The organism is Bacillus sp. FSL W7-1346, from assembly GCF_038593335.1.
Taxonomy (GTDB): domain Bacteria; phylum Bacillota; class Bacilli; order Bacillales; family Bacillaceae; genus Bacillus; species Bacillus altitudinis.
In genome coordinates, this window is the sequence record NZ_CP151988.1 from 2,197,754 (window position 1) to 2,209,688 (window position 11,935).

The following is an 11,935-nucleotide window of genomic DNA, read 5'->3' on the forward strand; positions in this document are numbered from 1 at the left end:
AATATGAGACAATATAAAAAAGGCAGCTGTTGTTTCAGCTACCCTGTCGTTTTGACATCATTTGCTTGGTGCAGTAATTCTTTTGCATGCTGTTTTGTGAGCTCAGTGACTTCTACACCAGCAATCATTCGGCCGATTTCACTCACTTTTTCATCATCACTTAGTGGTTTGACGTTCGTCATTGTTCTACCAGCTTTAGCGCGTTTAGAAATAAAAAGATGTGTATCAGCCATTGCTGCGACTTGCGGAAGATGGGTAATACAGAGTACTTGTGAGCCTGCTGCTACTTTATAAATTTTTTCAGCAATGGCTTGTGCGACTCTGCCGCTAACGCCCGTATCCACTTCATCAAATATAATGGACGTCACTTCTTGTTTCGCTGAGAAAATACTTTTCACTGCCAGCATGACACGTGAAATTTCTCCTCCAGATGCTACTTTTGACAAAGATTTCATCGGTTCACCCGGATTTGTAGAAATGACAAATTGCGCTTGATCTATGCCATTTTTCCCGAGCTGTACGGGTTTTCCATCTAAAAGCGGGCAGTCCGTACTGCCAAAAGGTGCATATCGAATCGTAAAAGCGGTATCAAAAGAAGACTTCTCCATATATAAATCCTTCAATTCAGCTTGAATGTGCTTCGCCAGTTTTTTCGCCCATTTTTTACGGAGCTCTGACACGTTGAGCGCTTCAAGCAATGCATCCCGGCTTATCGCATCAAGTTTGTTTTTAAGTGTCTGCAAATGGCTGTCTCGATTTTGGATTTGGTCTATCTCCTCTTCAATCTTAGCCGCATATTCTAAAATTTCCTCAACGGTTGTGCCGTATTTTCGCTTCAGCTGCTTCATCTCATTTAGTCTAGACTCAATAAAATCAAGACGGGCTGGGTCAAATTCTAATTGATCAAGCATGCTGCGCATTTGAAAAGTAGAATCTTCTAATAAATAATAGGAGTTTGACACTTGCTCAGAGAGCTTTTTCAGATCGTCGTTGATTTCAGAAACTTGCTCAAGCTCGCTTGAAGCCATCCCAACCCAATCAAGTCCTCCCTGCTCATTACGCAGAGCATTATATGCATTTTGAAGCGAGGAAAAGATTTTTTCAAAATTGCTGATTTGATGACGTTCCTCTTGAAGCTTCTCATCTTCCCCAGGCTCTAATTGTGCCGCTTCAATCTCTTCCAGCTGAAATTGCAATAAGTCTAACCGATGAACCATTTCTTGTTCATTTTCAGACAGCTGTTTGAGTTTTTGCGCCGTCTTCATATATTGATCATACGCTTCTTGATACTGCGAGAGAGCAGGTGCAATTTCATCTGCTCCAAATTGATCAAGCAAATGCAAATGATTTTCATCCTCCATTAACAGCTGATTATCGTGCTGTCCATGTATATCAAGCAAAAGCCGGCCAACTTCTCTTAAAATCGAGATGGTGACAAGCTTACCATTAATGCGGCAAATGCTTTTCCCGCTTTGATTGATATCACGGCGAAGAATCATCATTTCATCAGATGCATCAATTCCTTGCTCCTCGCAAAGGGCAAATACAGGATGATCTGCTGGTACAAGAAAAAGACCTTCCAGCTCTGCTTTTTTTTCGCCATAACGGACAAATTCGGATGATCCTCTTCCCCCTACGAGAAGTGAGACAGCGTCAATCATGATTGATTTTCCGGCACCTGTTTCCCCTGTTAGAACTGTGAGTCCTTTTTCAAACGAAACCGTTAACTCCTCAATGATTGCAAAGTTTTTAATGGTTAGTTCTGCTAACACTCATTTGACACCTCTTTTTGTAAACCTGATCTCTTTATAGAAGTTCTAAAATTTTAGACGAAACGGTATCCGTATCCTCTGGCGTGCGGCAAATGATTAAGATGGTATCATCCCCACAAATGGTTCCCATAATTTCTTCCCAATCTAAATTATCCATTAAAGCACCGATGGCTTGAGCGTTCCCAGGCATTGTTTTTAGAACGATTAAATGACTGGCAGCATCCATTTTAATAAATGCGTCCATTAAGGAACGCTTTAATTTCGATAGCGGGTTAAACCGCTGATCTGCAGGAAGGCTGTATTTATATGTTCCATTATTTGTTGGCACTTTGACTAAATGCAGTTCTTTGATATCTCTTGATACGGTCGCCTGTGTGATGTTATATCCATCCGCTTTCAAAATATCGACTAATTCGTCTTGTGTTTCGATTTCTTGGCTTGCGATAATTTCTCTAATCTTAATATGTCTTTGACCTTTGTTCATTTTGACCCCCCTAGGCGTTAGAATCTCAGTTTGTCTTTACGTTCTATGTTATATGATGCACACTTCAAAAAACAAGCATTACGTGAGAAACGGTCAATTCTGATCTTTTGACCATGTAAAAAGGAATAATAGCGAGCGATTATTCCGTTCAGCATGTAGACAAACCCTCGCATTCTTTGTCAGTCCTGCGCTCTGGTGCTCACGAATGCCAAATTCGCTTCGCGCCAGTACTCGTCCTTCCTAGACTGCAAAGGTTTTCTATCACGCTGAAAAGAAGACAAAGGGCTAAAATCAAGTTCATTTTAGCCCTTTGTCAACAATCTAAAAGGAATAATAGCGAGCTATTATTCCTTTTGTTTCAATAATTCATGTGTCAGCCGGCTCAGGACTGTTTTTCTTTTCTTTCAATACGGCATGGGCTTCTTTGACGACTTTTTCAAGTTCAGATACTGGAAGTGCCGTATTCTCTTCTTGATCGGGATGCAGGACCAAGTGGAGGAGAAATTCGATATTTCCATCTCCGCCTGTAATGGGTGAAAACGAAACATCCTTTACATCATAGCCTTCTTTTGCAGCAAATTGATTCATTTCTTCTAGCACACCAAGGTGTACAGAAGGTTCTCGCACAATGCCTTTTTTTCCAACAAGCTCTCTGCCCGCTTCAAACTGCGGCTTTACTAGCGCAATACAGTCGCCGCCTGGGATAAGAATATGCTTTAATGCGGGAAGAATGAGTTTGAGCGAGATAAATGATACATCAATAGATGCAACCTCTGGCAATCCTTCGGTGAAATCTGCCGGAACAGAATGGCGGAAGTTGGTGCGTTCCATGACGATCACCCGATCATCCTGTCGTAATTTCCACGCAAGCTGATTGTAGCCAACATCCACAGCATAGGATTTGACTGCTCCATTTTGGAGTGCGCAATCTGTAAATCCCCCTGTTGATGAGCCGATATCAATTAAAAGCTTTCCTTCAACGGTTAAATCAAATTCTTGAAGTGCCTTTTCGAGCTTTAGCCCACCTCGGCTGACATATTTCAGCGGATTCCCCTTCACAGTCAGCGGGGTATCACGAGCGATTTTTTCTCCTGGCTTATCCAAACGGTTTTCATTTGAATAAACGATCCCTGCCATAATGGCGCGTTTTGCTTTCTCTCTCGTTTCCATTAGTCCTTGTTCGACTAATAAAACGTCAAGTCGTTCTTTCTTTGATGTCATGATCCAATTCCTTTTCTTGGTGCTGCGGGAAACAGGTCACGTAACGTTTCAGCAACCTGCGTTTTCGTCAGTCCAATTTCCTCAAGTAGCGCATCAACACTTCCATGCTCAATAAATTCATCTGGAATGCCCATACGTTCTACTTTTATATGAGACGCTTTTTTGTCGTGAATATATTCTAATACGCTGCTGCCAAATCCACCTTGAAGCACCGCTTCTTCTATTGTTAAAATTGGCAAACCTTCAGACAGTATCTCATTTAACATGCCTTCATCAAGAGGCTTAATGAAACGTGCATTGACAACACGGATTGATTTACCTTCTTTTTGCAGTTCTTCTGCTGCCTGCAGCGCCATTTTAATGGTTGTACCGAATGTTAAAATGACAGCATCTTTCCCGGGACGAAGAACTTCCCAAGAACCAATTGGGATAGTTTTCAGCTGTTCATCCATTTTGACGCCTAGTCCATTTCCACGCGGGAAGCGCATGGCGATTGGGCCATTATCATATTGAATGGCTGTGTTGACCATATGCTGTCCTTCATTTTCATCCTTTGGCATCATGAGAACCATATTCGGCATATGACGCATGAAAGCAATGTCAAACACACCTTGATGTGTTTCTCCATCTGCACCGACAAGACCTGCACGGTCAATTCCAATGAACACATTGAGATTTTGACGGCAAATATCATGCAGAACTTGGTCATAGGCTCTTTGGAGGAACGTTGAATAAATCGCTAAAAATGGCTTCATGTCCTGTGTAGCAAGTCCAGCTGCCATTGTTGCAGCGTGCTGCTCTGCAATTCCAACATCAAACATTCGCTCTGGGAATTCTTTTGCAAACCCTTCAAGCTTTGAGCCAACAGGCATTGCAGGTGTAATCACGACAATCCGCTCATCTTCCCGTGCCAGCTTTCTGACGGTTTCACTGACGAGACCACTCCATGACGGTGCGGCTGCTGTCGGTTTTACAAAGTCACCTGTGTCGATTTTGTATGGTCCTGTTCCGTGCCATGTGCCGATCTTATCAGATTCGGCCGGCTTATAGCCCTTTCCTTTTTTCGTGATGACATGAAGGAGAACCGGGCCTTTTGTTTTCTTTGCGTACTCAAGATTCTCAAACAAATCTTCATAGGAATGTCCATCTACTGGTCCTAAGTAAGTAAAACCCATTTCCTCAAAGAACATACCAGAGACAAGCAAATATTTCAGACTGTCCTTGATACGTTCTGCTGTTGCAGCAAGCTTCCCTCCTACTGCTGGGATACGCTTGAATAAGTATTCAAGCTCGTCCTTTACCCATTGGTATTTACCAGCTGTACGTAGTCTGCCAAGCATTGTATGGATCGCCCCAACGTTTGGCGCAATACTCATTTCATTGTCGTTTAAGATCACAATCATGTCTTTTTTTTCATCCCCGATATGGTTCAGTGCTTCTAACGCCATACCGCCGGTTAGTGCACCATCGCCGATAATCGGGAGAATGTATTCATCTGTTCCTTTAATGTCACGCGCTGCCGCCATTCCCATTGCACCAGATAATGAGGTTGAACTGTGTCCAGTTTCCCAAACATCATGTTCACTTTCATTTCGTTTAGGGAACCCGCAGAGCCCTTTATACTGACGAAGTGTATCAAACTCGGCGCCTCTTCCAGTTAACAGCTTGTGAACGTAAGACTGATGTCCAACATCCCAAAGAAATTTGTCTTTCGGGCTGTCAAATACTTTGTGAAGTGCAACAGTAAGTTCAACGACACCAAGGTTTGGACCAATGTGCCCACCAGAGTTCGCTAACGACTCAATTAAAAACGTGCGAATGCCCGCACTCAGCTCCTCTAATTCTGCATTTGACATTCCTTTTAGAAACGTTGGATTTTTTATTGATAAAAGATCCAATCAGGATCAACTCGCTTTCAACAAAATTTCTATCTACATATATAATGCCTTATTCCTATGAAAACCAATTCAGGAATAAGAGTTGTCTCATCATGATAAACTGTTTACAGTTTACCACAATTGCTCGAGGACCCTCAAATCTAGGCTGTTTTTAGTGATCTCGTGAGGCAATCAGATCGCATAAATCATGCAGCAAGTTTTGCTCCAACTCAAGATTTGAGACAATTTCTTTCGCACGAGTGATATGTTCATCCAGCTTTTCTTTTGCTCCTGAAAGCGTTAATAAAGAAGGATATGTCGACTTTTCATTTGCTGTATCGGAGCCGATCCGCTTTCCTATTTTCTCTTCGCTGCCTTCAAGATCTAAAATATCATCACGGATTTGAAAAGCAATGCCAATATGATAGCTGAATTCTCTCAGCTTTCCGATCTCATCATCAGGTGCACCTGCCAGTATCGCACCAGCAACCACACTAAAGGTGAGTAGCTTTCCTGTTTTGCGGGCATGAATCGATTCTAATTCAGAAAGAGGGATTTGTTTCTGTTCTGCTTCCATATCATCAAATTGCCCGCCAACCATTCCGAGTGCACCTGCTGATGTAACAAGTTCATCGATGATTCGAAGCTTTTGATCAGCAGGTACATCGTCAGATAATTGCGATGTGATCAGACGGAAGCTTTCAGTGAGCAGCGCATCACCTGCAAGAACGGCTGTTGCCTCGCCGTATACTTTATGGTTGGTCGGCTTTCCTCTGCGCAGATCATCATCGTCCATACAAGGAAGATCATCATGTATCAAGGAATACGTATGAATCATTTCCACTGCACAACCTACTGGTATACCGTCTTCTTCCTTTTTCCCATACGCATTTAAAAGAGCAAGAACAAGCACAGGACGCAGTCTTTTTCCGCCAGCCTTCAGAGAATAAAGCATAGAAGATTTCAGCTCTTCTGGAATAGACAATTCTTGCACATATGTAAATAAATAGTCTTCAATTGCTTGTTTTCGTGTTGTTAAAAAATCGTTTAAGTTACTTGTCACCAGCATCTGCCTCCTTCACTGAAAAAGGAGCCAGTTCACCGTCCTCTTTTAAAATGAAATCCATTTGCTTTTCAACATGCTGTAATTTTTCATGGCAAAGTTTTGAGAGCGTCATACCCTCTTGGAAATAGTGGATAGCTTGTTCTAGCGGTACATCGCCTTCTTCGAGCTTTCCCACAATCTCTTCAAGTCCTTTCATGGCCTCTTCAAATGTCATTTGTTCTTCTTTTTGTTTATTTGATTCTGTCATGATGATTGCCCTCCTTCTCAATAACCTCACAAATCAGACGTCCATCCTTCATTGTAATCGTCAGTTGATCCTTCGTTTCTACTTGATTCACACTTTTAATGAGCTCATCTTCTTTATAGGCTAAACTATAGCCTCTTTCCATGACTTGAAGCGGATTTAATGCATTTAGTTTACCAAGAACCGATTGGAACTGCGAATGAATTGTTTTCATTTGCACATTCATGCTCCGAACGAGCTGTTCTGTTTCATTGGCGTGACGTTTTTTCGCCTGAAGCAGCTGCTCTTTTGGATGAAGCGGCTTCAGTCTATATGTTTGGCGGTCAAGTTGACTGCGTTTTTGTTCCATTTGTCTTGTCAGCTGTTTTTGAAAACGATCAAATACCATATCGAATTGCTGCTCTTTTTGCTCTTGTAATCGTTTTGGAAAACGGAAAGCATAGGAGGATTGAAGTGCCACAAGACGGTCTTTTGCTTGTGACGTTCGATTTTTTACCGCTCTTGTTAACCGAATGTCGATTGATTTGATTCGTTCGATTAAGTCGGCGGTGCTTGGAACAGCTAGTTCTGCTGCTCCTGTTGGTGTGGGTGCTCTCATGTCTGCAGTGAAATCACTAATGGTAAAGTCTGTTTCGTGCCCAACCGCAGAAATGATTGGAATGTCTGATGCGAAGATCGCTCTTGCGACTGCTTCTTCATTAAAGGCCCAAAGTTCTTCAATCGATCCTCCGCCTCTCCCGACAATCAAGACATCACAAAGCTGTTTTTCATTGGCTTCTTTAATCCGTTCCACAATCGAACGCGGAGCATTTTCTCCTTGGACTAATGCCGGAAGCACAATGATCTTGGCCTGCTGATAGCGCCGATTGATCGTGGTAATGACATCTCGAACAGCTGCTCCTGTTGGGGATGTAATAACACCAACAACCTCTGGAAATTCAGGAATTGTTTTTTTATAGCGCTCATCAAATAAGCCTTCACTTGCTAGTTTCTTCTTCAGCTCTTCATAGGCAAGATGAAGAGCACCAACACCATCAGGCTGCATTTCTTTTGCATATAATTGATAGCTTCCGCTCGGTTCGTAGACTTGAATTCCGCCTCGTACGAACACTTTCATCCCGCTCTTTGGTGAAAAAGGCAGCTTGGACGCGGAGCGCTGGAACATGACGGCTTGCATACGTGCATTTTCGTCCTTTAAGGTGAAATAAACATGCCCTCTTGAATGAATCTTCACATTTGATAACTCACCTTTGATCCAAATATCTTCTAAATGAGGGTCAACATCAAATTTTCTTTTTATGTATTTTGTAAGGGCTGTGACCGTCACAAAGGCTTTTTCACTCATGACGTATTCCTCCTCTTCAAAAACGCACATTCATCCACCGGCAGCACGCAGGTGGATGAATGGATCAAGCTTATGATAATGTACGTTTTGCTGATTTAACCGTATTGTGTGCAAGCATCGTAATTGTCATTGGACCCACTCCGCCAGGGACTGGTGTGATGTATGAAGCTTTTTCTTTTGCTGCTTCAAAGTCAACGTCCCCTACAAGTTTCCCTGTTTCTAGACGATTGACTCCTACATCAATGACAATAGCGCCTTCTTTAATTTGGTCAGCTTTAATAAAGTTTGCTCGACCGACGGCAACAACTAAAATGTCCGCTTTTAACGTATGTTCTGAAATGTTCGCCGTTCTTGAATGACAGTAGGTGACGGTTGCATTTTCGTTTAGTAGCAATTGTCCAACTGGTTTGCCGACGATATTGCTTCGTCCTACAACGACCACTTCTTTGCCAGAGAGATCCACACCTGTTTTGTTCAATAATTCAACAATACCTGCTGGTGTGCAAGGGAGGAATGTGTCTTCCCCAAGTAGCATTTTCCCGATATTTAGCGGATGAAAACCATCTACGTCTTTCTCTGGTGAAATTCGTTCAATGACGGCTTTTTCAGAAATATGTTTTGGCAGTGGAAGCTGAACAAGAATTCCGTGGAATTGATCATTTGCATTGTACTGATCAATCATCTTTAGCAATTCCTCTTCTGCTAAAGAAGCATCTAAATGATCAAGCTGGAAATGCATGCCCATGGCTTCTGCTGCTTTTTTCTTCCCGCGTACGTAAGAAAGTGAAGCCGGATCATCACCGATTAGAATAACGGCAAGACCAGGTGTGACTCCTTTTTGTTTTAGCTCTTCTACTTCTTTTGCTAATTGTTCACGCTTTTCTTTTGCTGTTTCTTTCCCATCGATGATTGTTGCTGTCATGTCGAATCCTCCTATTACTGCTTTAGGTCGTTTTTAATGTTTGAAAGTACACCATTTACAAATTTCGGCGCCTTATCGTCACCGAACAATTTAGCCAGTTCAATGGCTTCATTCATTGAAACACTCACCGGGATATCTTCTTGATATACCATTTCGTACACAGACAGCCTTAAAATGGCTCTGTCTACGTTCGCAATACGATCAAGTTTCCAATTCACAAGATGCTGTGAAATCATGTCATCGAGCTTGTCCTTTTGTTCGAGCACACCGAAAACCAGTTCCTCGAAAAAAGGATCTGATTCTTGTTCATCCAGCGCATGTGTAATGGCCTCTTTCGGATCAATATTGCTGACATCAATTTGAAATAATGTTTGTAGCGCCTTTTCTCTTGCAGTTCTTCTTTTCATTATTTACTCCTTTAACCACTTTATCCGCTTGTCGTTAAGCCATACAGAGATCATAACATATTTTGACCGCAGTCGCACCAAGATCCATGCGAGCTGTGACGAAAAACGAATCACTCCATGCGTGACGTAATCATCATGTTGAATTTTCCCAAAAATAGGCTTTAAAAAACCAAAGAGGCAATGCCTCCTTGGTTTCACTTCAACCCTTTTTACATTTCTTGATCAACTTCGGCTTCAGCTGTTTTTGTATCAAATTGAATGCCGACGACATGAATGTTGATTTCATTAATTGTTAAGGCCGTCATGTTTAAAAGGGTTTGACGGATATTTTCTTGAACAGCAGTGGATACCTTTGGAATGGATAGGCCAAATTCAACCACACAATACACATCAATTGTGATGCCTTCATCAGAGACATCTACTTTCACACCTTTACGGTGATTTTTCTTCCCAAAGCGTTCTGCCACATCAGCAGCGAAGTTGCCGCGCATTTCCGCAATTCCTTCGACCTCTGATGCAGCGATCCCAGCAATGACTTCAATCACTTCTGGCGCAATTTGCACTTTTCCCAATTGATCTTCATCAAGGTTCATTTCAAGCAAATTGTTTTCTGACACGATCATTCACCTCCGAAAGCTGTTATTATTTCATAATTTGATATGTTTCTAAAAACTTCGTATTAAAATTACCGCTCACAAATGTTTCGTGCTCTAGTAATCTGAGGTGGAATGGAATCGTTGTGTAGACTCCTTCAATGACGAATTCTTGAAGCGCACGTTTCATTCTTGCAATTGCTTCTTCTCTCGTTTTACCATATGTGATCACTTTCGCAATCATACTATCGTAATATGGCGGAATCACATAACCAGGATAAGCGGCAGAATCAACACGTACTCCTAAACCGCCTGGCGGAAGGTACATTTTAATTTCACCAGCAGAAGGCATGAAATTTTTCTCAGGGTTCTCTGCATTAATACGACATTCAATCGCCCATCCTTCGTATACAACATCCTCTTGAGTAAGGGAAAGCTTTTCACCAGAAGCTACTTTGATCTGTTCTTTGATCAAATCAACACCAGTGACCATTTCCGTTACAGGATGCTCTACTTGGATACGTGTATTCATTTCCATGAAGTAAAACTTCTCTTCATTATAATCGTAAATGAATTCAACCGTTCCGGCACCTGTGTATTCAACAGCTTCGGCTGCTTTTACGGCAGCTTCACCCATTTGCTCACGAATATCTGCATTTAGTGCAGGTGATGGCGTTTCTTCCAGAAGCTTTTGCATTCTTCTTTGGATAGAACAATCACGTTCACCTAAGTGAATAGTATTTCCATGTTGATCAGCAAGGACTTGAATTTCAACGTGTCTAAAGTCTTCAATGAATTTCTCCAAATAGACACCTGGGTTCCCGAAGTTTTGTGCTGCTTCCTGCTGCGTGATGGTGACACCGTTAATGAGCTCTTCTTCTGTGCGAGCCACACGGATACCTTTACCACCGCCGCCTGCAGTTGCTTTAATAATGACAGGATACCCAATACCAGCTGCTGTTGAAACAGCATCATCAAGATCTTTTACAATTCCTTGAGAACCAGGGACAATTGGAACACCAGCTTGCTTCATTGTTTCTCTTGCCACATCTTTCGTTCCCATTTTGGAAATTGCTGACGCAGTTGGTCCAACAAAGATGACATTACATTCCTCGCAAAGCTCTGCAAAGTCTGCATTTTCAGCAAGGAAACCATATCCTGGATGGATGGCATCTGTACCTGTTAGTTTTGCCACACTGACAATATTTGTCACATTTAAATAACTATCTTTTGAAGCAGTCGGTCCGATGCAATATGCTTCATCAGCCATTTGAACATGCAGCGCATCACGATCCGCTTCAGAAAATACCGCAACTGTTTCAATTCCAAGCTCTTTACAAGCACGGATGATTCTAACTGCGATTTCTCCTCTGTTTGCAATTAATAGCTTTTTAATCATGATCGTACTCCTTACTCTGCTTTCACTAGAAAGAGGGGTTGTCCGAATTCTACAAGCTGACCGTTTTCAGCTAATACTTCGACGATTTCGCCTTTTACTTCTGCTTCGATTTCATTAAACAGTTTCATCGCTTCAACGATACATACAACTGAGTTTTCCTTCACTTTAGAACCTGTTGTCACATATGGATCTGCTTCTGGTGAAGAAGAAGCGTAAAATGTGCCAACCATTGGGGATGTGATTTTATGCAGGTTTTCAGACGCGGCTTTCTCTTGTGCAGGGGCTTCGGTCTGAGCTGGAGCTTGTGCTTTAGGAGCTTGTTGAGCTGGAGCTGCTTGGACAGGAGCCACTGGTGCTTGTGCCGCAACTTGCTGAACGACTTCTTTATTTTTCTTTAACTTGATTTTTGCACCTTCGTTTTCGTACGTAAATTCATCAATTGTTGATTCGTCAATTAATTTAATTAGTTCATGAATCTCTTCAATTTTTAACATGGATTTGCACCCCTATGTATGGATTTATCTTTTTTTATAGGCTAGTACTAAAAGTACATACTATAACCATCTTACAGGAGGATTTCGTTGAATTCAACTATTAATGTGATG

General features: G+C 41.9%; 12 protein-coding genes. All 12 read right to left on the minus strand.

The window, feature by feature from the left end; translation table 11 throughout:
• Positions 1 to 38: 38 nt before the first annotated feature.
• Positions 39 to 1,772, minus strand: coding sequence for a DNA repair protein RecN (gene recN, locus NST09_RS11265; RefSeq protein ID WP_249668910.1), 1,734 nt, complete (start codon positions 1,770 to 1,772; stop codon positions 39 to 41).
• A 34-nt stretch (positions 1,773 to 1,806) separates the two neighbouring features.
• Complete coding sequence (gene argR, locus NST09_RS11270; RefSeq protein WP_217815928.1) at positions 1,807 to 2,256, minus strand: transcriptional regulator ArgR; 450 nt, start codon at positions 2,254 to 2,256, stop codon at positions 1,807 to 1,809.
• A gap of 366 nt (positions 2,257 to 2,622) precedes the next feature.
• Positions 2,623 to 3,477 (minus strand): TlyA family RNA methyltransferase, encoded by an 855-nt coding sequence (locus tag NST09_RS11275; protein WP_007501164.1) that lies wholly within the window; start codon positions 3,475 to 3,477, stop codon positions 2,623 to 2,625.
• The gene (gene dxs, locus NST09_RS11280) at positions 3,474 to 5,375 is read right to left on the minus strand and encodes a 1-deoxy-D-xylulose-5-phosphate synthase (RefSeq protein WP_342493014.1); all 1,902 of its coding nucleotides are present in this window, start codon (positions 5,373 to 5,375) and stop codon (positions 3,474 to 3,476) included. Before dxs ends, NST09_RS11275 begins: the two co-directional genes overlap by 4 nt.
• 151 nt (positions 5,376 to 5,526) lie before the next feature.
• Complete coding sequence (locus NST09_RS11285) at positions 5,527 to 6,417, minus strand: polyprenyl synthetase family protein (RefSeq protein ID WP_342493015.1); 891 nt, start codon at positions 6,415 to 6,417, stop codon at positions 5,527 to 5,529.
• On the minus strand, positions 6,407 to 6,667 hold the full coding sequence (locus tag NST09_RS11290) for an exodeoxyribonuclease VII small subunit (protein WP_003215880.1): 261 nt from the start codon (positions 6,665 to 6,667) through the stop codon (positions 6,407 to 6,409). Before NST09_RS11290 ends, NST09_RS11285 begins: the two co-directional genes overlap by 11 nt.
• Positions 6,651 to 8,009 (minus strand): exodeoxyribonuclease VII large subunit, encoded by a 1,359-nt coding sequence (gene xseA, locus NST09_RS11295; RefSeq protein ID WP_017357964.1) that lies wholly within the window; start codon positions 8,007 to 8,009, stop codon positions 6,651 to 6,653. Before xseA ends, NST09_RS11290 begins: the two co-directional genes overlap by 17 nt.
• Positions 8,010 to 8,079: 70 nt before the next feature.
• Entirely contained in the window at positions 8,080 to 8,931 is an 852-nt protein-coding gene (folD, locus tag NST09_RS11300) for a bifunctional methylenetetrahydrofolate dehydrogenase/methenyltetrahydrofolate cyclohydrolase FolD (protein WP_342493016.1), read from the minus strand.
• 14 nt (positions 8,932 to 8,945) lie between these two features.
• Complete coding sequence (nusB, locus tag NST09_RS11305) at positions 8,946 to 9,338, minus strand: transcription antitermination factor NusB (protein WP_008342218.1); 393 nt, start codon at positions 9,336 to 9,338, stop codon at positions 8,946 to 8,948.
• A gap of 209 nt (positions 9,339 to 9,547) precedes the next feature.
• Entirely contained in the window at positions 9,548 to 9,955 is a 408-nt protein-coding gene (locus NST09_RS11310; protein ID WP_017357965.1) for an Asp23/Gls24 family envelope stress response protein, read from the minus strand.
• A gap of 25 nt (positions 9,956 to 9,980) precedes the next feature.
• Complete coding sequence (accC, locus tag NST09_RS11315; protein ID WP_007501177.1) at positions 9,981 to 11,330, minus strand: acetyl-CoA carboxylase biotin carboxylase subunit; 1,350 nt, start codon at positions 11,328 to 11,330, stop codon at positions 9,981 to 9,983.
• An 11-nt stretch (positions 11,331 to 11,341) separates the two neighbouring features.
• Entirely contained in the window at positions 11,342 to 11,824 is a 483-nt protein-coding gene (gene accB, locus NST09_RS11320; RefSeq protein WP_008342216.1) for an acetyl-CoA carboxylase biotin carboxyl carrier protein, read from the minus strand.
• Positions 11,825 to 11,935: the final 111 nt, after the last annotated feature.